The 25,029-nt window shown below is 68.9% G+C and carries 21 protein-coding genes; 12 read left to right on the top strand and 9 right to left on the bottom strand.

From position 1 onward, the window contains the following. Nucleotides 1-143 precede the first annotated feature (143 nt). Nucleotides 144-725 (top strand): DUF1013 domain-containing protein, encoded by a 582-nt coding sequence (locus tag HUW10_RS16405; protein WP_174504452.1) that lies wholly within the window; start codon nt 144-146, stop codon nt 723-725. Between the two features lie 183 nt (nt 726-908). On the opposite strand, the gene HUW10_RS16400 is transcribed toward HUW10_RS16405, so the two are convergent. After that, nucleotides 909-1,076 (bottom strand): YdcH family protein, encoded by a 168-nt coding sequence (locus HUW10_RS16400; RefSeq protein WP_174504451.1) that lies wholly within the window; start codon nt 1,074-1,076, stop codon nt 909-911. 209 nt (nt 1,077-1,285) lie between these two features. Between HUW10_RS16400 and HUW10_RS16395 the strand changes: the two genes are divergently transcribed. From HUW10_RS16395 to HUW10_RS16385, 3 genes are read left to right on the top strand one after another with little or no spacing between them, the layout of a single operon-like run. Then, nucleotides 1,286-1,489, top strand: coding sequence for a YdcH family protein (locus HUW10_RS16395; protein WP_174504450.1), 204 nt, complete (start codon nt 1,286-1,288; stop codon nt 1,487-1,489). Then, complete coding sequence (purE, locus tag HUW10_RS16390; protein WP_201712631.1) at nt 1,486-1,980, top strand: 5-(carboxyamino)imidazole ribonucleotide mutase; 495 nt, start codon at nt 1,486-1,488, stop codon at nt 1,978-1,980. The genes HUW10_RS16395 and purE overlap by 4 nt, the downstream gene beginning before the upstream one ends. Then, the gene (locus HUW10_RS16385) at nt 1,977-3,122 is read left to right on the top strand and encodes a 5-(carboxyamino)imidazole ribonucleotide synthase (RefSeq protein WP_174504449.1); all 1,146 of its coding nucleotides are present in this window, start codon (nt 1,977-1,979) and stop codon (nt 3,120-3,122) included. The genes purE and HUW10_RS16385 overlap by 4 nt, the downstream gene beginning before the upstream one ends. A gap of 161 nt (nt 3,123-3,283) precedes the next feature. Here the strand turns inward: HUW10_RS16385 and HUW10_RS16380 are convergent, their stop codons facing one another. Together HUW10_RS16380 and HUW10_RS16375 are read right to left on the bottom strand one after the other, a co-directional pair. Beyond that, nucleotides 3,284-4,852, bottom strand: a complete 1,569-nt coding sequence (locus HUW10_RS16380; RefSeq protein ID WP_174504448.1) for a cisplatin damage response ATP-dependent DNA ligase — start codon at nt 4,850-4,852, stop codon at nt 3,284-3,286. Further along, entirely contained in the window at nt 4,849-5,913 is a 1,065-nt protein-coding gene (locus tag HUW10_RS16375) for a ligase-associated DNA damage response exonuclease (protein ID WP_174504447.1), read from the bottom strand. The genes HUW10_RS16380 and HUW10_RS16375 overlap by 4 nt, the downstream gene beginning before the upstream one ends. Between HUW10_RS16375 and HUW10_RS16370 the strand changes: the two genes are divergently transcribed. From HUW10_RS16370 to HUW10_RS16335, 8 genes are read left to right on the top strand one after another with little or no spacing between them, the layout of a single operon-like run. Continuing rightward, complete coding sequence (locus HUW10_RS16370; RefSeq protein WP_174504446.1) at nt 5,878-8,352, top strand: ligase-associated DNA damage response DEXH box helicase; 2,475 nt, start codon at nt 5,878-5,880, stop codon at nt 8,350-8,352. The two genes, HUW10_RS16375 and HUW10_RS16370, sit on opposite strands and share 36 nt — an antisense overlap. A gap of 28 nt (nt 8,353-8,380) precedes the next feature. Then, the gene (pdeM, locus tag HUW10_RS16365) at nt 8,381-9,046 is read left to right on the top strand and encodes a ligase-associated DNA damage response endonuclease PdeM (RefSeq protein WP_304503472.1); all 666 of its coding nucleotides are present in this window, start codon (nt 8,381-8,383) and stop codon (nt 9,044-9,046) included. Then, a complete protein-coding gene (locus HUW10_RS16360; protein WP_174504935.1) occupies nt 9,046-10,461 on the top strand; it encodes a deoxyribodipyrimidine photo-lyase in 1,416 nt (471 codons plus the stop codon). The genes pdeM and HUW10_RS16360 overlap by 1 nt, the downstream gene beginning before the upstream one ends. After that, nucleotides 10,458-11,738, top strand: coding sequence for an NAD(P)/FAD-dependent oxidoreductase (locus tag HUW10_RS16355; RefSeq protein WP_174504444.1), 1,281 nt, complete (start codon nt 10,458-10,460; stop codon nt 11,736-11,738). Before HUW10_RS16360 ends, HUW10_RS16355 begins: the two co-directional genes overlap by 4 nt. After that, complete coding sequence (locus HUW10_RS16350; protein ID WP_174504443.1) at nt 11,735-12,499, top strand: DUF1365 domain-containing protein; 765 nt, start codon at nt 11,735-11,737, stop codon at nt 12,497-12,499. The genes HUW10_RS16355 and HUW10_RS16350 overlap by 4 nt, the downstream gene beginning before the upstream one ends. Next, nucleotides 12,496-13,713, top strand: coding sequence for a cyclopropane-fatty-acyl-phospholipid synthase family protein (locus tag HUW10_RS16345; protein ID WP_174504442.1), 1,218 nt, complete (start codon nt 12,496-12,498; stop codon nt 13,711-13,713). The genes HUW10_RS16350 and HUW10_RS16345 overlap by 4 nt, the downstream gene beginning before the upstream one ends. After that, nucleotides 13,714-15,036: an MFS transporter gene (locus tag HUW10_RS16340; protein WP_236656462.1), complete on the top strand. Its 1,323-nt coding sequence runs from the start codon at nt 13,714-13,716 to the stop codon at nt 15,034-15,036. After that, nucleotides 15,033-15,713, top strand: a complete 681-nt coding sequence (locus tag HUW10_RS16335) for a metallophosphoesterase (RefSeq protein ID WP_174504441.1) — start codon at nt 15,033-15,035, stop codon at nt 15,711-15,713. The genes HUW10_RS16340 and HUW10_RS16335 overlap by 4 nt, the downstream gene beginning before the upstream one ends. 204 nt (nt 15,714-15,917) lie before the next feature. Here HUW10_RS16335 and lpdA read toward each other — a convergent pair whose 3' ends face one another. From lpdA to zapE, 6 genes are all read right to left on the bottom strand, one after another. Continuing rightward, complete coding sequence (lpdA, locus tag HUW10_RS16330; RefSeq protein WP_174504440.1) at nt 15,918-17,309, bottom strand: dihydrolipoyl dehydrogenase; 1,392 nt, start codon at nt 17,307-17,309, stop codon at nt 15,918-15,920. 10 nt (nt 17,310-17,319) lie between these two features. Beyond that, nucleotides 17,320-18,543 (bottom strand): 2-oxoglutarate dehydrogenase complex dihydrolipoyllysine-residue succinyltransferase, encoded by a 1,224-nt coding sequence (gene odhB, locus HUW10_RS16325; protein WP_174504439.1) that lies wholly within the window; start codon nt 18,541-18,543, stop codon nt 17,320-17,322. A gap of 34 nt (nt 18,544-18,577) precedes the next feature. Continuing rightward, nucleotides 18,578-21,427, bottom strand: a complete 2,850-nt coding sequence (locus HUW10_RS16320; protein WP_174504438.1) for a 2-oxoglutarate dehydrogenase E1 component — start codon at nt 21,425-21,427, stop codon at nt 18,578-18,580. Nucleotides 21,428-21,643: 216 nt separating this feature from the next. Beyond that, nucleotides 21,644-22,519 carry a succinate--CoA ligase subunit alpha gene (gene sucD, locus HUW10_RS16315; protein ID WP_174504437.1) on the bottom strand — a complete coding sequence of 292 codons (876 nt, stop codon included), beginning with the start codon at nt 22,517-22,519 and terminating at the stop codon, nt 21,644-21,646. Next, a complete protein-coding gene (gene sucC, locus HUW10_RS16310; protein WP_174504436.1) occupies nt 22,519-23,715 on the bottom strand; it encodes an ADP-forming succinate--CoA ligase subunit beta in 1,197 nt (398 codons plus the stop codon). The genes sucD and sucC overlap by 1 nt, the downstream gene beginning before the upstream one ends. A gap of 121 nt (nt 23,716-23,836) precedes the next feature. Next, entirely contained in the window at nt 23,837-24,991 is a 1,155-nt protein-coding gene (gene zapE, locus HUW10_RS16305) for a cell division protein ZapE (protein WP_174504435.1), read from the bottom strand. Nucleotides 24,992-25,029: the final 38 nt, after the last annotated feature.

The raw sequence follows: 25,029 nt of genomic DNA, 5'->3' as shown, positions 1-25,029 counted from the left end.
GGGCGCAGGGGGGAATTGCGGCATTTCCGTGCCATGCGGCTTGACCGGGACAAGATCTCTGCACCATATGTTGCTGCAATATATACGCCCGCGCGTTCGCCGCCGCCGAAGGGCCGCGCGCGCCGCTCTCTCTCTGAGGTATGATGATGACGCTTCCCCTGATGCCGAAGGCCACCGCGGTGTGGCTGATCGAGAAGACCGCCTTGACCTTCGAGCAGATCGCGGATTTCTGCGGCATGCATCCGCTCGAGGTGCAGGCGATCGCCGATGGCGAGGTGGCGCAGGGGATCGTCGGCTACGATCCGGTCGCCAACAAGCAGACCACCGCCGATGAAATCCGCCGCTGCGAGGCCGATCCCAAGGCGCGGCTGAAAATGTTGCAGGCCGCCATCCCCGGCGGGCGGCGCAGCAAGGGGGCGCGCTATACCCCGGTGGCCAAGCGGATCGACCGGCCGGATGCGATCGCGTTCATGCTGCGCAACTATCCGCACGTGCAGGACGCGCAGATCGTCAAGCTGCTCGGCACCACCAAGGACACGATCCAGAAGGTGCGCGACAAGTCGCACTGGAACAGCGCCAATATCAAGCCGCGCGACCCGGTGATCCTCGGCCTGTGCAAGCAGTCCGACCTAAACGACGTGGTGGGGGCGGCGAATGCGCGGATCGAGCGCGAAGGCGAGGAAGTGCCGCAGCCGATGACGGATTCGAGCGACGAGGCGGCCTGAGAGCGGGTCAACCGCAGGAAATCAGGCGCCCGGACCGGTGATCCGGCCCGGGCGGGTCAAACGGCACGGAACCGCGTGCCGATAAATTTTTCCGGCACGATGTCTCGTGCCGCTATGTTTTCCAGCACGATGTCTCGTGCGGACAGATTTTCCGGCACGATGTCTCGTGCCGGGGCGCACCGATCAGCTGACGCGGATGCGCTCGATTTCTTCCTTCAGGCGAAGTTTTTCCAGTTTGAGCCGGGCGAGATTTTCATCATCCGGTCGCGGCCGGCGGTCCTCGTCGTTGATGCGGGATTCAAGGCCGGCGTGACGTTGCTTCAGGGATTCCAGTCTCGCTTGCAGGCTCATCCTCGACTCCTTTCCGAGTGTGGATCGTTGTGGCGCAAGCCGGGCGGTGCCCGGCCGGGCGCCTGACCAAAAGTCTAGTCCTGCGCGTTCCGGTTGTCATCAATCTTTTATATTCGCGCCCGCGCCGGCGAGCATGCGGAAGGCGGCGGGGCACGGGGAGGGCAAAACCGGGATAGGCCAGCCTCGCGCGGCTGTGCTAGAAGCGAAACATGCTGACCGACAAGGACAACCTGCTCCGCCAATTGCACGGCCTGCGCAGCGAACACCGGGATCTCGACTCGGTGATCGCGCGGCTCGGCGACGAGATGCTGACCGACCAGTTGCAGATCCAGCGGCTGAAGAAGCGCAAGCTGCTGCTGCGCGACCAGATCCTGAGGCTCGAAAGCCGGCTGATCCCGGACGATATCGCGTGACGCCGCGCATCGGGATCATCATGGGCAGCCGGTCGGACTGGCCGACCATGCGCCATGCCGCCGAGACGCTTGAGGCACTCGGCATCGCCTTCGAGGCGCGCGTCGTCTCCGCCCATCGCACGCCGCTGCGGATGGTCGAGTATGCCCATGAAGCGCGCGGACGGGGGCTGGCCGCGATCATCGCCGGGGCCGGTGGGGCCGCGCATCTGCCCGGCATGGTCGCCGCCCTCACCCCGGTGCCGGTGCTCGGCGTGCCGGTGGAGAGTGCGGCGCTGAAAGGGGTGGACAGCCTGCATTCGATCGTGCAGATGCCCGGCGGCGTGCCGGTCGCTACCTTCGCGATCGGCAAGGCCGGGGCGATCAACGCCGCCCTCTTCGCCGCCGCGATGCTCGCGGTGACGGACAAGGAAATCGAGGCCAGGCTCGACGCCTGGCGCCGCACCCAGACCGACAGCGTGCCCGACCTGCCCGAGGATCCGCCCACAGAATGACCGGTTTTCCGCTTCCCCCCAACGCCACGATCGGCATCGTCGGCGGTGGCCAGCTCGGCCGCATGTCCGCCATGGCGGCGGCTCGGCTCGGCTATCGCTGCCATATCTTCACCCCCGAACCCGACGCGCCGGCCTCGCAGGTCGCGGCCGCGACGACGCGGGCGGATTATGACGACAATGCCGCGTTGCTGCGCTTCGCCGATGCGGTGGACGTGATCACCTTCGAGTTCGAGAACGTCTCGGCCGAGGGGCTCGACCTGCTGGCCGATCGCCGCCCGGTGCGGCCGGGGCCGGAGATTCTGCGGATCAGCCAGGACCGGATCGCGGAGAAGCGTTTCCTCAACGAGGCCGGCATCGGCACCGCGCCCTGGGCGCCGGTGGAAACCATGGCGGAGCTGACCGCCGCCATCGCCGCGATCGGCCTGCCCGCCGTGCTCAAGACCACGCGGCTCGGCTATGACGGCAAGGGCCAGGCGCTGATCCGCACCGAGGCGGAGGCGGAGATGGCCTTTGGCCTGCTGCATCCGAAGCCGCTGATCCTGGAAGGCTTCGTCGATTTCGCGGCGGAGGGGTCGGTCGTCGTCGCGCGCGGGGCGGATGGGACGGTCAGCGCCTTCGACATGGTCGAGAACCGGCATCGCGACCATATTCTCGATCTTACCCTGGCCCCTGCCCCGTTCGACCCCGCGCTGCGGGAGACGGCGCGGGAGATGGCGCGCCTCGTCGCCGAGCGGATCGGCCTGGTAGGGCTGCTCGCGGTGGAGTTCTTCATCGGCCGGGATGGCCAGGTGCTGGCCAACGAGATCGCGCCGCGGCCGCATAATTCCGGGCACTGGACGATCGATGCCTGCCCGGCCAGCCAGTTCGAGCTGCATATCCGCGCCGTCGCCGGGCTGCCCCTGCCGCCGGCGATCCGCCATTCCGACGCGGTGATGAAGAACCTGGTCGGGCCGGAGGATATCGCGCTCTGGCCGCGGATCGTCGCGACGTCAGGGCTGATCCCGCATCATTACGGCAAGACCGCCGCGCGGCCGGGGCGCAAGCTCGGCCATGTCAACGTGCTGTTCCCGCACGGCGCGCTGCCCGGCGAATTCGGCATCCGGGCGGCGCTCGGGCCGCTGGCAGGCGGCACGGATCAGTGAGCCTGCCGCTCGCAGGCGGCACGGATCAGTAAAGCTGCCGCTGGCGGCTAAACAGGACTAGAGCATGTTCCGATCCATCCGGATCGGATGTCATGCTCTATCTTGTTGATAATTAGAGCATCTTTATCCGATCAGATGATTCCATCTGATCGGATGATGCTCTAGCTGGGCAGGAGCAGACGCGCGGTTTCCAGCGTGTCGGCCTCGGCGGCCGGCTTGTCGTCGCGGATCCGCAGGATACGGGGGAAGCGCAGCGCGATGCCGGATTTGTGGCGGGTGGAACGCTGCGCCGCGTCGAACCCGACTTCCAGCACGATCGCCTTCTCCACCTCGCGCACCGGGCCGTAGCTCGCGACCGTGTGGGCGCGGATCCAGCGGTCGAGCCGTTGCAGCTCGGCATCGGTATAGCCGGAATAGGCCTTGCCGACCGGCACCAGCGCGCCCTCCGCCGTCCAGACGCCGAAGGTGTAGTCGGAATAATAGGAGGAGCGCTTGCCGTGGCCGCGCTGGGCATACATCAGCACGCAGTCGAGGCTGAGCGGGTCGCGCTTCCATTTCCACCAATGGCCCTTTGGGCGGCCGGCGAGATAGGGGCTGTCGGCGCGCTTGAGCATCAGCCCCTCGATCGCGGCATCGCGGGCGCCGGCGCGCAGGGCGGCGAGATCGGCGGCGGCGGCGAAAGGGATCAGCTCCGAAAGGTCCATCGACGCCGGAGAGGTGCTGGCGAACCAGGCTTCGAGCCGGGCGCGGCGGGCATCGAAGGGCAGGCCCCGGAGGTCGGTTTCGCCCTCGAACAGCATGTCATACAGCCGCACGCCGACCGGGTAGGCGGCGCGGAGTTTCGCCGGGACGCTCTTGCGGTTGAGGCGCTGCTGGAGATCGGCGAAGGGGGCCACCGCGCCATCGCGGATGACCAGCAGCTCGCCATCGAGCACGGCGTTGAAATCCATCGCCGCGACGATTTCGGGGAAGGCGGCGGAGATGTCTTCCGCGCCGCGGGAGTAGAGCCGGCTGCCGCCGGGGGTGGAGACGAGCTGCACGCGGATGCCGTCCCATTTCCATTCGGCGCGATGGGCGGACCAGTCGAGTGTCGCGAGATCCGCCGCCTCGATCGGGTGGGCCAGCATCGGCGGGCGAAAGACGGGGGCGGCACCGGGGGCCGGGCGCGGGGCGCGGCCTTCCAGCCAGTCGAACAGCGCGGTGTAGGGCGGCTCCAGCCCGTGCCAGACTTCCTCGATCTCGTCGGCCTCGACGGCGAATTGCCGGGCCAGGGCGAGTTTGGCGAGGCGCAGTGCGGCGCCGACGCGCAGGCCGCCGGTGATCAGCTTGATCAGGGCGATGCGGGTCGAGACGTCGCTCGCATCGAGCCAGGCTTCGATGAGCGCCGGGATTTCGGCGCGCGGCGCCGCGCGCAGGGCGGCGACGAGATCGGGCAGGCCGGGCGGGGCCGCGCGCGCGGCCGGCGGCCAGAGCAGGGCGATGGTCTCGGCGAGGTCGCCGACGAAATCATAGGAAAGGGCGAACAGCTCGGGATCGGTGCGGGCGGCGGCCAGTTCGCGCAGCATGGCGGGTTTCGCGCCGGGAAAATCGAGCGCGCCGGCGATAGCGGCGAGCGCGTAGCCGCGCTCGGGATCGGGGCGGTGGGCGAAGTAATCGGCGAGGAGTGCGATCTTGGCGTTGCGCCCGGTGGTGTAGAGCAGGCGTTCCAGCAGGTCGGCGAAGGGTTTCATTCCTGCTCCGCCTCATCGCCATAGCCGATCAGGCTGAGCGCGCGGCCGCGCCGGCCCATCAGCGAGAGCTGGCGCAGCAGGGCCGCCTCGGCGCCATGGGTGACCCAGATTTCCGGGGCGGCGACATCCTCCACCGTGGCGAGCAGCTCGTCCCAGTCGGCATGGTCGGAGATCACCAGCGGCAGCTCGACGCCGGAGGCCTTGGCGCGCTGGCGGACGCGCATCCAGCCCGAGGCGATTGCGATCACCGGATCATCGAGCCGCCGCGCCCAGCGATCCGCCACCGCCGAGGGCGGGGCGAGGACGATGGCGCCCTTGAGCGCGTCCTTGTCGGCGACCGTGGCGGGGCGGAGATCGCCCAAGGACACGCCGAGGGCTTGATAGAGATCGCAGAGTTTTTGCAGGGCGCCGTGGAGGTAGATCGGGGACTCGTATCCGGCTTCGCGCAGCAGGGCGATCAGCCGCTGCGCCTTGCCGAGACCATAGGCGCCGACGAGATGGGCGCGGGCGGGAAAGATCGTCATGGAATGGAGCAGTTTCGCGATTTCCGACGCGGCGTCCGGGTGGCGGAAGACCGGCAGGCCGAAGGTCGCTTCGGTGACGAACACGTCGCACGCCACCGGGACGAAGGGCGCGCAGGTGGGATCGCGCCGGCGCTTGTAGTCGCCCGAGATCACCGCGCGGCTGCCCTCGTAGTCCAGCACCACCTGGCAGGAGCCGAGGACATGGCCGGCGGGGACGAGGGAGATTCCAACGCCGTTGACGCGGACGATCTCGCCCGGGGCGGCCGCCTGCTGCACGGCGCCGGCCCGCGCCTCGCCCATCCGCACCCGCATGATCGCGAGGGTTTCGGCGCTGGCCAGCACGTGGCGATGGCCCGGCCGGGCATGGTCGGCATGGCCATGGGTGATCACCGCGCGGTCGACGGCGCGGGTGGGGTCGATGAAGAAATCGCCGGGCACGCAATGGAGCCCTTCGGGGCGGGGATGCAGCCAGGTTTCGGGATGCGGAGGCATGGCGGGAAGATGGGGACGGATTGCAGGTTTCGCCAAGTCTGCCATGTCTGGCGCGTGACCGCCCTGCCCCCCCGTTTCGCCGACTGGTTCGCCGCGCGCGGCTGGACGCCGCGGCCGCACCAGCTCGCCGTGCTGGGTGCGGTGCGGCGGCGCGAGAGCGCGCTGCTGATCGCCCCCACCGGCGGGGGCAAGACGCTGGCCGGGTTCCTGCCCAGCCTGATCGCGCTGGCGGAGGCGCCGCCCGAGGGGCTGCACACGATCTATGTCAGCCCGCTGAAGGCGCTGGCCACCGATATCGCGCGGAACCTGGAAGCGCCGGTGGCGGAGATGGGCCTGCCGATCCGCATCGAGACCCGCACCGGGGATACGCCGGCGAACCGGCGGGCGCGGCAGCGCGCGCGGCCGCCGCATATCCTGCTGACCACGCCGGAGAGCCTCGCCTTGCTGCTCTACGATCCCGAGGCGGCGTCGCGCTTCGCGGGGCTGGCTTCCATCGTGATCGACGAGGTGCATGCGCTGGCCGGGACCAAGCGGGGCGACCAGCTCGCGCTCTGCCTCGCGCGGCTGGCGCGGCTCGCACCGGGGGCGGTGCGGATCGGGCTGTCGGCGACGATCGCCCATCCCGCGGCGATCCGCGCCTGGGTTTCGCCGGATGGCAAGGGTGGGGCGACCGCGATGATCGCGGGCGAAGCCGGGGCGGCGCCGGAGATCGGGATGCTGATCGGGCCGGCGCGGATGCCGTGGTCCGGCCATATGGGGCTTATGGCGGCGGCGGCGGTGCTGGCGCGCATCCGCGAGGCGCGGATGACGATCGTGTTCGTGAACACCCGCGCCCAGGCCGAGCTGATGTTCGAGGCGCTGTGGAAGCATAACGAGGAGACCCTGCCGATCGCGCTGCATCACGGCAGCCTCGCGGTGGAGCAGCGGCGGCGGGTCGAGGCGGCGATGGCGGGCGGGACGCTGCGCGCGGTGGTCGCGACCTCCTCGCTCGATCTCGGCATCGACTGGGCGGGGGTGGACCAGGTGATCCAGATCGGTGCGCCCAAGGGGGTGTCGCGCCTGCTGCAACGGCTGGGGCGGGCCAATCACCGGCTCGACGAGGCCTCGCGCGCGCTGCTCGTGCCGGCCAACCGCTTCGAGGTGCTGGAATGCGCCGCGGCGATCGAGGGGGTGGCGGCGCAGGATCTCGACGGCGATCCGCCACGGCCGGGCGGGCTCGATGTGCTGGCGCAGCACGTGCTGGGCTGCGCCTGCGCCGCCTCCTTCCATCCCGACGACCTGTTCGCCGAGATTACCGAAGCGGCGCCCTATGCCGCGCTGGCGCGGGAGGATTTCGACCAGGTGGTGCGCTTCGTCGAGGACGGGGGGTATGCGCTTGCGGTGTATGAGCGGTATCGCCGCCTGTTTCGCGATGCCGAGGGGGTGGTGCATGTGCGCAGCGAGGCGGTGGCGCGGCGGCTGCGGATGAATATCGGCACCATCGTCGAGGCGCCGGTGCTGAAGGTGCGGCTCGGCGCAGGGCGCGGCGGGGCGGTGCTCGGCGAGGTCGAGGAGTATTTCGCGGCGATGCTGGCGCCGGGCGACACGTTCCGCTTCGCCGGCCGGCTGCTGCGCTTTATCGGCATTCGCGAGACCAGCGTGCTCTGTGCCGAGGGCGGGACGGGGGAGCCGAAGATTCCGGCCTATGTCGGCGGGCGGATGCCGCTTTCGACCAACCTCGCCGACCGGGTGCGGCTGATGCTGCACACGCCGGCGACATGGGACCGCTTTCCCGAACCGGTGCGCGAATGGCTCGGCCTGCAGGCGGCGCGCTCGGCGCTGCCGGCGCCGGACGACCTGCTGGTGGAGACGTTTCCGCGCGGCGGGCGATGGTATCTCGTGGCGTATTGCTTCGAGGGGCGGCAGGCGCACCAGGCGCTGGGGATGCTGCTGACCCGCCGGCTGGAGCGGCTCGGCTTCCAGCCGCTCGGCTATGTCGCGACCGATTACGTGCTCGGCATCTGGTGCGCGCGGGAGCCGACCGGGATCGGGCGGTTGTTCGAGGAGGACCTGCTCGGCGAGGATCTGGATGCGTGGATGGCGGAAAGCTCGATGCTGCGGCGCAGTTTCCGCAATGTCGCGGTCATCGCCGGGCTGATCGAGCGGGTGCATCCGGGCGGCGAAAAGAACCGTAGACAGATCACCGTCAATACCGATCTGATCTATGATGTTCTCCGCAAGCACGATCCAAGCCATATTCTCCTCCGCGCCACCTGGGCCGATGCCGCGCACGGGCTGGTCGATCTCGCCCGCATCGCCGGGATGCTGGCGCGCGCGCGCGGGCGGGTGCATCACCGCGCCCTGCCCCGGGTTTCGCCGCTCGCCGTGCCGGTGCTGCTGGAAATCGGGCGCGAGCGCGTCGGCGGCGCCGAGGCCGAGGAGGCGCTGCTCGGCGAGGCGGAGGCGCTCGTCGCCGAGGCGATGGGAACGGGCACTCTGGTCTAACGCACGCGCTTGTGAAATGAGCGGCATCATGACTGCCGCACCGATTCACCGCGCCGCCGGGCGCTTCCTGCTCGACCCCGCCGGCGCCGTGTTCTGGCCGGACCGGCGGACGCTGGTCGTCGCCGATCTGCATCTGGAGAAAGCCTCGTCGATCGCCGCGCGCGGCGGCTTGCTGCCGCCTTACGACAGCCGGGCGACGCTCGATCGGCTCGCGCTGCTGTTGCGCCGCTACGCGCCGGAGCGGGTGATCGCGCTCGGCGACAGTTTCCACGATGCGGCCGGCCGCGCCCGGCTGCCGGCGCAGGAGGCGTCGCATCTCGCGCGGATGGAGGCGGCGCATCGCTTCCTCTGGATCGAGGGCAATCACGATGCCGGCGCGGGGCTTGCCGAACACGCCGAGGGCGATGCCGTGTTTCGCCATGTGGCCGGCGAGGTGGCGCAAGGGCAGATCGAGTTTTCCGGGCATTTCCATCCGAAGGCGCGGATCGCGACGCGGGCGGCCGCGGTGGCGCGGCCGTGCTTCGTGGCCGATTCGCATCGCGTGCTGCTGCCGGCCTTCGGCGCCTATGCCGGCGGGCTGGAGGTGACTTCGCCGCCGATCCGTGCCCTGTTCCCGCGCGGCGGGCAGGTGTTCCTGCTCGGGCGCGAGCGGGTTTATGCGTTTCCCCTCGCCCATGCCGGAAAGGCCGCGTGATGGCGACTTCACTGCTCTGGCTGCGCAACGACCTGCGCCTCGCCGACAATCCGGCGCTGGCCGCCGCCATCGAGGGCGGCGCGGTGCTGGCGGTTTTCGTGCTCGACCCGGCGGCGGAGACGGGCGGGGCGTCGCGCTGGTGGCTGCATCATTCGCTCGCCGCCCTTGCGGCCGATTTCGCCGCGCGCGGTGGGCGGCTCGTGTTGCGGCGGGGCGATGCGGCGGCGATCATCCCGGCGCTGGCGAAGGAGATTGGCGCGGTCGGCGTCCATGCCGGGCGGGCGCACGAGCCCTGGCTGCGCGATGCCGACCGGCGCGTGGCGGCGGCGTTGCAGGATGCGGGGATCGGGTTTCACCGCCATCGCTCGGCGCTGATGTTCGGCCCGGAGCGGATCACCACCAAGACCGGCGGGGTCTATGGCGTGTATACGCCGTTCTCCCGCGCCTGTTTCGAGGCGTTTGCGCCGCGCCCGCCGATCGCGGCACCGGGGCGGATCGAAGCCGCCGGCGACCCGGGCAGCGAGCGCCTCGCCGATTGGGGGCTGCTGCCGACGCAGCCCGACTGGGCCGGCGGGCTGCGGGCGAGCTGGACGCCGGGCGAGGCCGGGGCGCGGGCGCGGCTCGACGCCTTTCTCGCCAATGGTTTCGGCGAATACGACCGCCAGCGCGACCTGCCGGGGATTGCCGGCACCTCGGGCCTCTCGCCGCATCTGCATTGGGGGGAGATCGCGATCGATGCGGTCTGGCGCGACGCCACGGCGGCGGCGGGGCGCGACGCGGCGCGGCAGACCTTCCTCAAGGAGCTGATCTGGCGCGAATTCGCCGCCTATCTGCTCTGGCACACGCCGGATCTCGCGACCCGGCCGATGAAGGCGCAATTCGCCAACATGGCCTGGCGGGAGAGTGCGGCGGACCTCGCCGCCTGGCAGCGCGGGCGGACGGGGGTGCCCATCGTCGATGCCGGGATGCGCCAGCTCTGGCAGACCGGCTGGATGCATAACCGGGTGCGGATGATCGTCGCCTCCTTCCTGGTCAAGCACCTGCTGCTGCCCTGGCAGGCGGGGGAGCGATGGTTTCATGACTGTCTCGTCGATGCCGATGCGGCCTCGAACGCGGCCTCGTGGCAATGGGTGGCGGGCAGCGGGGCGGATGCAGCACCCTATTTCCGCATCTTCAACCCGGTGTTGCAGGGGCGGAAATTCGACCCGGACGGCGCCTATGTCCGCCGTTTCGTGCCCGAACTCGCCAATCTGCCGGACAAGTATGTCCACGCGCCATGGGAGGCGCCGGAGATCGTGCTGCGCGGCGCCGGCATCAGGCTCGGGACGCGCTATCCGAACCCGATCGTCGGGCTTTCCGAGGGGCGGGAGCGCGCACTCGCCGCCTTCGCCGCGATCAGCGGGACGGCGCCATGAGCGGGGGGCGGCTTGCCGTGATCGGCGGCGGCATCGCCGGGATGGCGATGGCGTGGCTGGCCCGCGCGCGGCGGGATGTCGTGCTGTTCGAGGCGGCGCCGGTCCTCGGCGGCCATGCCGATACCCAGCATGTGCGGCTCGGGACGCAGGAGATCGCGGTCGATACCGGGTTCATCGTGCTGAACGATCGCAACTATCCGAATCTCGAAGCCTTTTTCCGCGAACTCGGCGTTGCCACCCATGACACCGACATGTCCTTCGGCGTGTCGATCGGTGGGGGCGAGCTCGAATATGGCGGCGGCTCGCTCGGGCAGTTGTTCGCGCAGCGGCGCAATCTGGTGCGGCCGCGCTTCCTGCGCATGCTGCGCGACGTGATGCGCTTCAACCGCGAGGCGCCGTCGCTGCTGCACGCGACCGGCGATGAATCGCTCGGCGCCTGGCTCGATCGCAACCGCTATGGCCGGGATTTCGTCGAGGATCATATCCTGCCGATGGGGGCGGCGATCTGGTCCGCCTCGGTCGAGGGGATGCGGGCGTTCCCGGCGCGGCATTTCGCCCGGTTCTTCCACAATCACGGCCTGCTGACGCTGAACGACCGGCCGCAATGGCGGACGGTGACCGGCGGCTCGCGCCGCTATGTCGAGCGTGTGGCGGCTTCACTCGGCGACCGGGTGCGGCTTTCGGCGCCGGTGCGAAAGGTGCGGCGCGCGGAGGGCGGCGTCATCGTCGTCACCGATGCGGGAGAGGAAACATTCGACGAGGTGGTGTTCGCCTGCCATGCCGACCAGGCGCTGGCGATGCTGGCCGACGCTTCGCCGGACGCGCGGGGGATTCTGGGCGCGGTGCGGTTTCAGCCCAACCGCGCGGTGCTACATACCGACACGGCGCTGATGCCGCGGCGACAGGCGGTGTGGTCGTCATGGAACTATCTCGCCCGCGACGCCGCCGATCATGGCAGGGCGGTCAGCGTTACCTACTGGATGAACCGCTTGCAGGGGCTGGCGGTCGCCGAGCCGCTGCTGGTCAGCCTCAACCCGCTGGTCGCGCCTGATCCGGCCACGGTGCTGGTGGTGCGCGATTATACCCATCCGCAATTCGACGCGGCGGCGATGGCGGCGCAGGAGCGGCTCGGCGAGATCCAGGGGCGGGGCGGACTGTGGTTCGCCGGCGCCTGGACCGGCTGGGGGTTTCACGAGGACGGCATCGCCTCGGCCGTGCGGGTGGCGCGGGCGATGGGGCTCGATATCCCCTGGCAGGGCACGGACGCGGCGCGATGAGCGGGGCGGGCATCTATGAGGGCGTGCTGCGCCATGTGCGCCATGCGCCGCCAAGGCGCAGCTTCGCCTACCGGCTGTGGATGCTCGATATCGATCTTGACGCGATTGACGGGTTCGCTTGCGCGAGCCGGGTGTTTCGCCACAATCGCTTCGGCCTCGTCGCCCTGCACGACCGCGACCACGGGCCGCGTGACGGCAGCGCGTTGCGCCCCTGGGTGGAGGCGGCGCTGGGCGAGGCGGGACTTTCCGCCTTCGCCGCGCGCATCCGTTTGATCACCATTCCCCGTATCCTCGGGTATGCGTTCAACCCGATCAGCTTTTACATCTGCTACGACCGGGAGGGCCGGCTCGGCGCCGTGCTGCACCAGGTGAAGAACACGTTCGGCGACCAGATCGGCTATCTGATCCCGGCGGCTTCGGGATCGCCGATCCGCCAGCGCGCGGACAAGCGGATGCATGTCTCGCCGCTGTTCGACATGCAGGGCGGCTACGCCTTCACCCTCACCCCGCCGGGGCGGCGCTTCGCGGTGCGGATCGTTCATGGCGCGCCCGCGCCGCGGCTGACCGCCTCGATGGCGCTGGTCCGGCGGGACGCCACCGACGCTGCACTGCTCCGCGCGGTGCTGCTTATGCCGCTGCTGCCGCTCAAGATCATCGCCGCAATCCATTGGGAGGCGCTGCTCACGCTGCTGCGCGGCGCCACGTTTCACAGCGAGCCGAAAGACGGCCATCCGCCGATCGTCCGAGGAGATCCTGCATGACCGACGCCACCGCCCTCTCCGCCCCGCCGCTGCCGCGCGACCGCAGGCTACGCCTCGGCCTCGGCATCGCGCGGATGATCCGCGTGGGCACGCTGGAAGTGGTGCTGCCGGATGGCTCGGTGCATCATTTCGCCGGCGCCGCACCGGGGCCGAACGCGACGCTGGTGGTGCGCGACGCGCGGATGATCGCGAGGCTCGCCTTCGGCGGCAGCCTTGGCCTCGCCGAAGCCTATCTCGAAGGCTGGTGGGACAGCCCCCGGCTGATCGACGTGCTGCATCTCGGCACGCTGAACGAGGAGAGCTGGGAGGAATTGCTGCGCGGCAAGCTCTGGGCGCGGGCGGTGAATTTCATCGCCCACCGGCTGCGGCCGAACACGCGGCGCGGCGCGCGGCGCAACATCTCCGAGCATTACGATCTCGGCAACGATTTCTACGCCGCCTGGCTCGACCCCAGCATGACCTATTCCGCCGCCGTGTTCGCGCCGGGACAAGCCGGGCTGGAAGCCGCGCAGGAGGCGAAATATCACCGGCTCTGCCGCGCCCTCGGGCTCGAAGCGGGGATGCGGGTGCTGGAGGTGGGCTGCGGCTGGGGCGGTTTCGCCGAGATCGCGGCGCGGCATTATGGCGCGCAGGTCACCGGCATCACCCTCTCGCGCGAGCAGCTCGCCTATGCGCAGGCGCGGATCGACGCGGCGGGGCTCGGCGGGCGCGTGGAATTCCGGTTGCAGGATTATCGCGACGTGCCGGAGACCTTCGACCGGATCGCCTCGATCGAGATGTTCGAGGCGGTGGGCGAGACCTACTGGCCGGCCTATTTCACCGCGCTGCGCGAGCGGCTGGCGCCGGGCGGGCTCGCCGGGTTGCAGGTGATCACCATCGCCGACCGGTATTTCGAGGAGTATCGGCGCAGCGCCGATTTCATCCAGCGCCATGTCTTTCCCGGCGGCATGCTGCCCTCGCCGGCGCGGCTGCGCGCGGAGATCGGCCGCGCCGGGTTCACGCTGCGCGACGCGTTCCATTTCGGGCAGGATTATGCCGAGACGCTGTCGCGCTGGCAGGAGGCGTTCCAGTCCGCCTGGCCGCGGATCGCGAAGATGTCGCGGCAATATGACGCGCGGTTCAAGCGGCTGTGGGAGTTCTATCTCGCCTATTGCGAGGCCGGGTTCCGCGCCGGGTGGACCGATGTCGGCCAGTTCGTGATCGCGCGGGGCTGATTGGCCGCGCGGACGACGCGGCGGCAGCTGCTGACCTACGCCGCCCCTGCCCTGCCGCTGGCGATGCTGGGCCTGCCGCTGCTGGTGATCCTGCCGGATTTCTGGGCCGGGGCGATGCGGCTCGATCTTGCGACCGTCGGCGTCGTGCTGACCGCGGTGCGGATTTTCGATGTGGTGATCGACCCGATGGTGGGGCGGCTTTCCGACCTCAGCCGCTCGCGCTTCGGGCGGCGCAAGCCGTTCATGGCGCTGGCGATGCCGGTGGCGGCGGTGGGGGCGATCGGGCTGTTCTTCCCGCCCGCCGGCGCGGGGGCGCTCTGGCTGTTCGTGTTCTATGCGCTGGTGACCTGGGGGTGGACCGCGCTTTCGCTGCCCTATTGGGCGTGGGGGGCGGAGCTTTCGGACGATTATGCCGAGCGCCAGCGGATCACCAGCCTGCGCGAGGGCGGGACCATTCTCGGCATCCTGATCTCGGCGCTGGCGCCGGTGCTGCTCGGCATCACCTCGCATGTCGGGCAGGCGCATCTGCTCGCGCTGCTGACGATCGGGCTGGCGGGGCCGGCGGTGGCGCTCGCGCTGCTCGCCGTGCCGGACCCGAAGCCGGTGAAGCAGGCAATGCGGCCGGCGGGGCTCGGCGCAGCGCTGCGGCTGATCGGCGGCAATGCGCCGTTTCGCCGGCTGATCCTGGCCTGGGCGGTGAACGGGCTGGCGAACGGGCTGCCGGCGGCGCTCATCCTGATCGTGTTCGACAAGGTGCTGCACGCGCCCGATGCCTCGGGGCCGATCCTGCTGGTCTATTTCGCGGCGGGGGTTGTCTCGGTGCCGTTCTGGCTGGCGCTTTCGGTGCGGGCGGGGAAGCATCGGGCGTGGATGCTGGCGATGGCGGTCTCGGGGCTTGCCTTCGGCTTCGTGCCGTCGATCCTGCATACGGCGCATCCGCTCATCTGGTTCGGCGTGATCAGCCTGTTCACCGGCGCCGGGCTGGGGGCGGATTTCACCATTCCGCCGGCGATCCAGGCGGATGTCGTCGATGTCGACGAGTTGGCGAGCGGGGAGCAGCGGGCGGGGCTGTATTTCGCCGCGGCGACGATGGCGCAGAAGGCCGGCAACGCGCTGGCGCCGGGGATCGCCTTTCCGCTGCTGGGGCTTGCGGGATTTTCGACCCACGGCCAGAACGGGACCATGCAGGTCATGGTTTTGCTCGTGCTTTATTGCGGCGTGCCGGCGGCGCTGAAGATCGCCGCCGCCGCGATCATGCGGCGCTTTCCGATCGACCGGACGGCGCAGGAGCAGTTGCGCGCGGCGATCGCGGTGCGGGCATGATGGCGCGGCTGCAGCCGGGTGCGAAGCTGCGGGTGGTGGGCGACGTGCATGGCGATTCCGCGGCCTTCGCCGCTGCCTGCGCGACGGAGCGCTTCGTCGTCCAGCTCGGCGACCTCGTCGATGACGGGCCGGACACGCCGGGCGCGCTGCGGCTGATGTTCGACCTGCTCGATGCCGGGCGCGGGGTGTTTCTGCTTGGCAATCACGACTACAAGCTCGCCCGCGCGCTGCGCGGGGACGGTGTGCAGGTGGGCGAGGCGCTGGCGGCGACGATTGCCGCACTCGATCCGGCGATGGCGGCGCGGGCGGTGGAGGAGATCGGCCGGGCGCCGGCCTGGATCGTCGCCGGGCGGGCGGTGTTCGTGCATGGCGGGTTCGATCCGGCGATGCTGTTCACCAGGCCGCGAACGATGGCGGACAAGCGCGACCGGCTGCTCGCCCGCGCGCTCTTTGGCCAGACCACCGGGCGGGTGACGGGAATGGGCAAGCCCGAGCGGTTGCTCGACTGGGTGGACCGGATTCCCGAGGGCATGACGGTCTATTGCGGGCATGACCAGCGCAGCACCAACGGGCGGCCGCTGACGCTGGAGGGACGCGCCAGCGGACGGGCGATCATGATGGATACCGGGGCCGGCAAGGGCGGGCATCTGTCCTGGCTGGATATCGATTTATCCTGATATCCTGATGTCCAGCATGGACATCGATTTGCGCTGATGTCCGGCACGGACATCGATTTTCACTGATGTCCTGCACGGACATCGATTTTCACTGATGTCCTGCACGGACATCGATCCGACAAGATGCGCTGACTGGAAATCGAAATGCCCCGATCTCCTTGCCGGAGATCGGGGCATGGCGCATTTAGCCAGTCTGACGAAACGTCAGATGTGCAGGGCGTGGCCGTCGACCGCCAGGGCCGCCTCCTTCACCGCCTCGTTGAGCGAGGGATGGGCGTGGCTGGTGCGGGCGACATCCTCGGCGGAGGCGCCGAACTCGATCGCCAGCACCAGCTCGGCGATGATCGTGCCGGCATCCGGGCCGATGATATGGGCGCCGAGCAGCTTGTCGGTCGTTTTGTCGGAGAGGAGCTTCACGAACCCGTCGGTCTCGCCCATGGCGCGGGCGCGGCCATTCGCCATGAAGGGGAATTTGCCGACCTTGTAGGCCACACCTTCGGCTTTCAGCTCTTCCTCGGTCTTGCCGACGGAGGCGACTTCCGGCCAGGTGTAGACCACGCCGGGGATGGCGCCGTAGTTGACATGGCCCGCCTGACCGGCCAGCAGCTCGGCGAGGGCGACGCCCTCTTCCTCGGCCTTGTGGGCGAGCATCGGGCCGGCGATGACGTCGCCGATCGCGTAGATGCCGGGGACGTTGGTGGCGTAGTGGCCATTCGTCTTGACCCGGCCGCGCTCGTCGGTCGCGACACCCACAGCGTCGAGCCCGAGCGCCTCGGTATGGGCGCGGCGGCCGATCGCGACGAGGACGACATCGGCCTCCAGCGTTTCGGCGGCACCGCCCTTGGCGGGTTCGAGCGTGAGGGTGACGCCCTTGGCGGTCTTGGCGGCGCCGGTGACCTTGGTGCCGAGCTTGAACTTCATGCCGAGCTTGCCGAGGGTTTTCTGGAAGGCGGTGGCGACCTCGCCATCCATCGTCGGCACCAGCCGGTCGAGGAACTCGACCACGGTGACCTCGGCGCCAAGGCGACGCCAGACGCTGCCGAGTTCGAGGCCGATATAGCCGCCGCCGATCACCACGAGATGCTTCGGCACGCTCGCCAGCGCGATGGCGCCGGTGGAGGTGACGATCTGCGTTTCGTCGATCTCGACGCCGGGGAGCGGCACGCTCTCGCTGCCGGTGGCGATGACGATGTGTTTCGCGCCGTATTCCTTGCCGTCAACCACGATCGTGCTGGCGGATTTGAACGACGCGGCGCCCTTGAGCCAGGTCACCTTGTTCTTCTTGAAGAGGAACTCGACGCCCTTGGTGTTGGCGCCGACGACCTCGTCCTTGTGGCCCATCATCCTGGCCAGATCGAAGGAGACGTTCTCGGCGGAGACGCCGTGGCGGGCGAAGCCGTGCAGGAGCTCGTGGTAGTTCTCGGAGGATTGCAGCAGCGCCTTGGAGGGGATGCAGCCCACATTGAGGCAGGTGCCGCCGAGGGTCGCGCGCTTTTCCACGCACGCGACCTTCATGCCGAGCTGGGCCGCGCGGATGGCGCAGACATAGCCGCCCGGACCGGCCCCGATGACGATGACGTCGAACTGATCGGCCATGATGCGCTCCTCAGATGTCCAGCAGCAGGCGGCGGGGATCCTCGATGCTTTCCTTCACCCGGACGAGGAAGGAGACCGCCTCGCGGCCATCGATGATGCGGTGGTCGTAGGACAGGGCGAGATACATCATCGGCCGGATCTCGACCTTGCCGCCGACTGCCATCGGGCGGTCCTGGATCTTGTGCATGCCGAGAATGGCGGATTGCGGCGGGTTGATGATCGGCGTGGACATCAGCGAGCCGAACACGCCGCCATTGGTGATCGAGAAGGAGCCGCCCGACAGCTCGTCGAGCTTCAGCGCGCCGTCGCGGGCGCGCTTGCCGAAATCGGCGATCGCGCCCTCGATCTGCGGGAAGTTCAGCTGGTCGGCATCGCGCAGCACCGGCACGACCAGGCCCGAGGGGCTGGAGACGGCGATGCCCATGTTGACGAAGTTCTTGTAGACGATCTCGTCGCCGTCGATCTCGGCGTTGACCGCCGGGAACTCGCGCAGGGCGGCGATGCAGGCGCGGACGAAGAAGCTCATGAAGCCGAGGCGGATGCCCTTGTGCTTCTTCTCGAACACGTCCTTGTATTCGGCGCGGAGCGCCATGACCGGGCCCATGTCCACCTCGTTGAAGGTGGTGAGCATGGCGGCGGTGTTCTGCGCTTCCTTCAGCCTTGCGGCGATGGTCTTGCGCAGGCGGGTCATCTTCACCCGCTCCTCGCGCGCATCGGCGGTGCGCGGCGCCCTGGGGGCTGCCCTGGGAGCTGCCGGCGCTGTGGCTGCGGCCGGCGTCTCGATGAAGGCCAGCACGTCGCCCTTGGTGATGCGGCCGTCCTTGCCGGTGCCGTCAACCTGGGCGGCGTCGATCTTCTGCTCGGTCATCATTTTCTGCGCGGCCGGCATCGGCGCGTGGCCGGTGCGGGCGACCGGGCCGGAGGGCGGCGGCGGCGGGTTGACGCCGGGCTGCGGGTTGGCGGCCGGGCGGGCTTCCGGCGCGGCAGCGGCGCCGGTGCCGGCACCGATCGTGCCCAGCAGGGCGCCGACCTCGACCTCGGCCCCCTCATCGGCGGCGATCGCCTCGATCGTGCCGGCCTGCGGGGCGTTGACCTCGACGGTGACCTTGTCGGTCTCCAGCTCGACGATCGGCTCATCCTGGGCGACGGTCTCGCCCACTTTCCTGATCCAGCGCGCGACGGTCGCGGTGGTCACGCTCTCGCCGAGGGTGGGAACCTTGATTTCGGTGCTCATGCTTCCTGCCTTACTTCCTGTTCCTGCCCGCGCCTCAGACGCCGAGCGCTTCCCTGACCAGGGCCGCCTGCTCGGCGGCATGGATCTTTGCCAGCCCCGTCGCCGGGCTCGCCGCCGCCTTGCGGCCGGCAAAGCGCGGGCGCGAGGCGGCCATTTTCGTTGCGGTGCATTCCAGCGTCGCCTCGATCCGGCGGTCGAGGAAATGCCAGTAGCCCATGTTCTCGGGCTCTTCCTGGCACCAGATCACCTCGGCGTTCACATAGGCCTCGATCGCGGTCTTGAGCGCCTTCCTGGGGAAGGGATAGAGCTGCTCGATCCGCACGATCGCGACATCGTCGATCCCGCGGTCCCGCCGCTCGGCCAGCAGGTCGTAATAGACCTTGCCGGAGCAGAGCACGACGCGGCGCACCTTCTCGGGGGCCACCAGCGCGTCGGTCTCGGGGATGACGGTGCGGAAGGCAGAGCCGTTGGTCATGTCATCCAGCGTCGAGACGGCGAGCTTGTGCCGCAGCAGCGATTTCGGCGTCATGATGATCAGCGGCTTGCGGAAGTTCCGCTTCAGCTGGCGGCGCAGCGCGTGGAAATAGTTGGCCGGGGTGGTGATGTTGCACACCGCCATGTTGTTCTCGGCGCAGAGCTGGAGGAAGCGCTCGGGACGGGCGGAGGAATGTTCCGGCCCCTGCCCTTCATAGCCGTGCGGCAGCAGCAGGGTCAGGCCGGACATGCGCAGCCACTTGCTCTCGCCGGCGGCGATGAACTGGTCGATGATGACCTGCGCGCCATTGGCGAAGTCGCCGAACTGGCCTTCCCAGAGCACGAGGGTGCGCGGATCGGCCAGCGAGTAGCCGTATTCGAAGCCGAGCACGCCGGCCTCGGAGAGCAGCGAGTTGAAGATCTCGATGCGGGACTGCGCGTCCTCGATATTGTTGAGGGGGACGTATTCGTTCTGGTTGGTCTGGTCGATCAGCACGGCGTGGCGCTGGCTGAACGTGCCGCGCTGGCAATCCTCGCCGGAGAGGCGGACGCGATGGCCTTCGAGCAGGAGCGAGCCGAAGGCAAGGGCCTCGCCGGTCGCCCAGTCGATCCCCTCGCCGGTGCGGATCATCTCGGCCTTGGCGTCGAGCTGGCGGGCGATCTTGGGATTGACCTCGAACCCCTCGGGCACGTGGGCGAGCGCATCGCCGATCCGGCGCAGCGTTTCGAGCGAGATGGCGGTGGGTTCCTCGGTCTCGCCATCCTCGTCGCGCGCGGAGTTGAGGCCGGCCCAGTGGCCTTCCAGCCAGTCCGCCTTGTTGGGCTTGTAGCTGGCGGCGGCCTTGTAGGCCTCTTCCAGGGTGGCGACGAAATCCTTGTGGATCTGGTCGGATTCGGCGGTGCTGACCGCGCCCTCGGCGGCGAGGCGCTCGGCGTAGAGGGTGCGGGTGGTCTTGCGGCCGCGGATCGCCTGATACATCAGCGGCTGGGTGAAGGCGGGCTCGTCGGTCTCGTTATGGCCGTGGCGGCGGTAGCAGACCAGGTCGATCACCACATCCACCCCGAATTCCATGCGGAACTCGGTGGCGAGCCGGGCGATGAAGGAGACCGCCTCGGGATCGTCGCCATTCACGTGGAAGATCGGCGACTGCACGGATTTGGCGACATCGGTGCAGTAGAGGCCGGAATAGGCGTGGGCCGGCACGGTGGTGAAGCCGATCTGGTTGTTCACCACGATATGCACCGTGCCGCCGGTGCGGTAGCCGATGAGCTGGCTCATCGCCAGGGTTTCATAGACCAGGCCCTGGCCGGCGAAGGCGGCGTCGCCATGCATCAGGATGCCCATGACCGAGCGGCGGCCGCGGGTGTCGCCCGCCATGTCCTGCCGGGCGCGGACCTTGCCGGCGACGACCGGGTCCACCGCCTCGAGATGCGAGGGGTTGGGCTGGAGCGAGAGATGCACCTTGCGGCCGGCGATCATCACGTCGGTCGAGGTGCCGAGATGGTATTTGACGTCGCCCGAGCCCTGCACCGCATCCGGCTTGAAGCTCTCGCCGCCGAATTCGGAGAAGACCGCGGTGAAGGGCTTCTTGACGATGTTGACCAGCGTGTTGAGCCGGCCGCGATGCGGCATGCCGATGGCGATTTCGCCAACACCGCCTTCCGCCGCGGTCTCGATGATCGCGTGCAGCGCGGGGATGGTGCTTTCGCCGCCTTCGAGGCCGAAGCGCTTGGTGCCGACATAGCGGCGCTGGCAGAAGGTCTCGAAGCCCTCGGCCTCGGTGAGCTGGGTGAGGACGCGGCGCTTGCCGGCGGCATCGAGCGCGGTGCGCCAGGGCGCGCCCTCGACGCGGCGCTGGATCCAGGATTTCTGCTCGGGATCCTGGATGTGCATGAACTCGACGCCGATCTTGCCGCAATAGCTCTCGCGCAGGATCGCGATGATCTCGCGCATCGTCGCGGTTTCGCGGCCCAGCACCATGTCGATGAAGATCGGCCGGTCCATGTCGGCCTCGGTGAAGCCGTAGGTCGCGGGATCAAGCTCGGGATGGGGGCCGGGCTCGCGCAGGCCCAGCGGATCGAGATCGGCCTGGAGATGGCCGCGCACGCGATAGGCCCGGATGAACATCAGGGCACGGATCGAATCGATCGTGCCCTGGCGGGAAAGCGGTGCATCCTTGCCCGGTGCGGAAGGGGCTGCCGGTCGCTCGAAGCTGACCGGTCGCGGCGCCCAGGAGGCGCCGGCCGCGTCGCTCAGCACCGATCGCGCATCGTCGCCGAGGGCGGCGAACAGGCTGGCGAAATCCGGATCGACCGAATCAGGCGCCTCGACCCATTTCGCATAAAGATTTGCGATGAAGGCCGCGTTGCCGCCGTTCATCGCTGTCGCAAGAATATCCACACCCGCCATCTCAGATGTCCCTCGGCCGTATCTGGCTCATGGAGTTCGCGCCGGCATGGAGCCGGCGCGTCTTTCAAATCGTGGTCGTCACATAGTCCAATCGGTCAGGCCGTTGCACCGTCAGGGATCGCCTCAGGGATGCTTTCCTTGCATGAACCCCTGCATGCACACCTGCATGCACCCTTGGCGATCGGAGACGGAACGACAAGCCTGATGTCTCCCGGCTCAGGCGCGAAGCGCCTTGACCATGGTGCTGCCCAGCGAAGCCGGGCTGTCGGCCACATGGATGCCGGCGTGCTTCATCGCCTCGATCTTGGCCTGCGCGGTGTCGCGCCCGCCGGAGATCACGGCGCCGGCATGCCCCATGCGGCGGCCCGGCGGCGCGGTGACGCCGGCGATGAAGCCCACGGTGGGCTTCTTCACCTTGTTGCGGGCCAGGAACTCTGCCGCCTCGATCTCGCTCTGCCCGCCGATTTCGCCGATCATGATCAATGCCTCGGTCTCATCATCGGCCAGAAACATTTCCAGAACGTCAACGAAATCGAGCCCTTTCACCGGGTCGCCGCCGATGCCGACGCAGCTCGACTGGCCGAGCCCGGCCGCCGTGGTCTGCGCCACCGCCTCATAGGTCAGCGTGCCGGAGCGCGACACGATGCCGACCTTGCCGCGGCGGTGGATGTGCCCCGGCATGATGCCGATCTTGCAGGCATCCGGCGTGATGACGCCCGGGCAGTTCGGCCCGACCAGGATCGATTTCGAGCCGGCGAGCGCGCGGTGGACCTTCACCATGTCGAGCACCGGAATGCCCTCGGTGATGCAGACGATCAGCGGGATCTCGGCGTCGATCGCCTCGAGGATGGCGTCAGCCGCGAAGGGCGGCGGGACGTAGATCGCGCTCGCATCGGCGCCGGTCGCCTCGCGGGCCTCGGCCACGGTGTCGAACACCGGCAGGTCGAGATGGCGGGTGCCGCCCTTGCCCGGGGTGACGCCGCCCATGACCTTGGTGCCGTAGGCGATCGCCTGTTCGGAGTGGAAGGTGCCCTGCGCGCCGGTGAAGCCCTGGGTGATGACCTTGGTTTCGGCGTTGACGAGAATAGCCATTATGCGGCCTCCTTCACGGCGGCGACGATCTTCTGCGCCGCGTCAGCGAGATTGTCGGCCGCGATGATCGGCAGGCCGGATTTGGAGAGGATGTCCTTGCCGAGCTGCACGTTGGTGCCCTCGAGGCGGACGACCAGCGGCACCGAGAGCGAGACCTCGCGCGCCGCGGCGACCACGCCCTCGGCGATCACGTCGCAGCGCATGATGCCGCCGAAGATGTTGACCAGGATGCCTTCGACATTCGGGTCCGACAGGATGATCTTGAAGGCCGCGGTGACGCGCTCCTTGGTCGCCCCGCCGCCGACATCGAGGAAGTTCGCGGGCTCGGCGCCGTAGAGCTTGATGATGTCCATCGTCGCCATCGCGAGGCCGGCGCCGTTGACCATGCAGCCGATCGAGCCATCCAGCGCCACGTAGTTCAGGCTGTGCTTGGCGGCTTCGAGTTCCTTCGGGTCTTCCTCGGCCTCGTCGCGCAGCTTTTCGAGGTCGGGGTGACGGTAGAGCGCGTTGTCGTCGAAGCTGACCTTGGCGTCGAGGGCGACAACCTCGCCGGCGCCGGTGACGACCAGCGGGTTGATCTCGACGATCGCGCAGTCGAGTGCCACGAAGGCCTTGTACATCGCGTTCACGAATTTCGCGAAGGCCTTCATCTGGGTGGCGTCGAGCCCGAGACCGAAGCCGAGGCGGCGGGCGTGGAAGCCGGAGATGCCGCTCGCCGGATCGACCGCGACGCGGAGAATTTTCTCAGGGTGCTTCTCGGCGACTTCCTCGATCTCCATGCCGCCCTCGGTCGAGGCCATGATGACGATCTCGGATTTCGCGCGGTCGACCAGCAGCGAGAGGTAGAGTTCGCGTTTGATGTCGCAGCCGGCCTCGACATAGACGCGGCGGACGACGCGGCCGGCGGCGCCGGTCTGCTTGGTCACCAGCGTGTTGCCGAGCATCGCCTCGGCGGCGGCGGCGACGTCCTCGGGCGATTTCGCGAGGCGGACACCGCCCTTGCCCTCGGGATCGTCCTTGAAATGGCCGGCGCCGCGGCCGCCGGCATGGATCTGCGACTTCACGACATAGATCGGGCCGGGAAGCTTGCGCGCCGCCTCGGCGGCCTCCTCGCCGGTCCAGGCGACATGCCCGTCCAGCACCGCGACGCCATAGGATTTCAGCAATTCCTTGGCCTGGTATTCATGTATGTTCATTGGGCCCCCTTACGGTGATCATTCGCCTGTCAGTCGAAACCGATTGCCTGCGCGCCGTCCGTCCTGGGCGGAACCGCCGTCGTGCGGCCTAGACCAATGGCCGGGACGGCGCAACAGCATCTCAGGTGAGATGCGCGAGGGCGAAATAGGCCTCGCTGCGCATTTCCTCGAGGCGGGAGACGGTGCGCTCGAAGATCGCGACCCCCTCGCCCGAGGTGTAGAGTGCTGCGGGTTCCGCCGCGGCCGAGGCGTAGAGCTTCACCCGGTGCTCGTAGAGCGCGTCGATCAGGGTGATGAAGCGCCGCGCTTCGTCGAAATTGTCCGGCGAAAGACGGGGAATCCCGTCGATCAGCACGGTGTCGTAATGGGTGGCGAGGGCGAGATAATCACCCGAGCCGAGCGCCTGGGCGCAGAGGGCGGCGAAGTCGAACCGGGCGACGCCGCTGGCGGCGAGCGGCACGGCGAGCTTGCGGCCGAAGACGGTGAGGGTTTCGGCACACGGGGCGACGCCGCCGGTCAGTTCGGCGAACACATCATCGAGAGCGCGCTCGGCCCGGCCATCGGCGGGGACGTACCAGTTGCGCGCGCCGCGCACGCGCTCGCGCCGGTAGTCGCGCCCGCCATCGAGCACCATCACGTCGAGATGGCGCTTGAGCAGGCCGATGAAGGGGCGGAAACTCTCATAGCCCGGCTTGTTGCGGTAGAGATCGTCCGGCAGCGTGTTCGAGGTGGCGACGACGACCACGGCGCGGGCGAACAGCGCCTCGAACAGGCGGGCGAGGATCATCGCATCGCCGATATCGTGGACCTGGAACTCGTCGAAGCAGAGCAGCACGGATTCGGCGGCGATGGCGTCGGCGAGCGAGAGCACCGCATCCTCGTCGGGCCGCTCGGCGCGCAGCCGGTGCAGCCTCGCATGGGCCTGCTGCATGAATTCGTGGAAATGCACCCGGCGCTTGCGCGGCACCTCGGCGGCGCTGAAAAACAGGTCCATCAGCATGGACTTGCCGCGGCCGACCTCGCCCACGAGATAAAGGCCCGAGGGGTAATCCTCCGGCACCTCGTCCACCCGCTTCTTGTTGAGCAGGCGGCCGAGCCAGCCATTGGGCGGGGCCTTGGGGGTGGGATCGTAGGCGCGCAGGCGGGACCAGAGTTCGTGCAGACGCTCGGCGGCACGGCGCTGCACCGGGTCCGGCAGGATCGTGCCGGCCTCGATCAGCGCCCGGTAGGCCGACATCAATCCATCATCGGTCCGCTCTGGAGCCTTCATGAGCATGAGCAGGGCGGGTAGCGCACTCCATGCGGCAGCGCAAC

The organism is Acidiphilium sp. C61, assembly GCF_905116885.1.
In the GTDB taxonomy this organism is placed as follows: Bacteria; Pseudomonadota; Alphaproteobacteria; order Acetobacterales; family Acetobacteraceae; genus Acidiphilium.
Note: the sequence above shows the minus strand (reverse complement) of the source record. Positions and strands in the feature narration are given on the sequence as shown.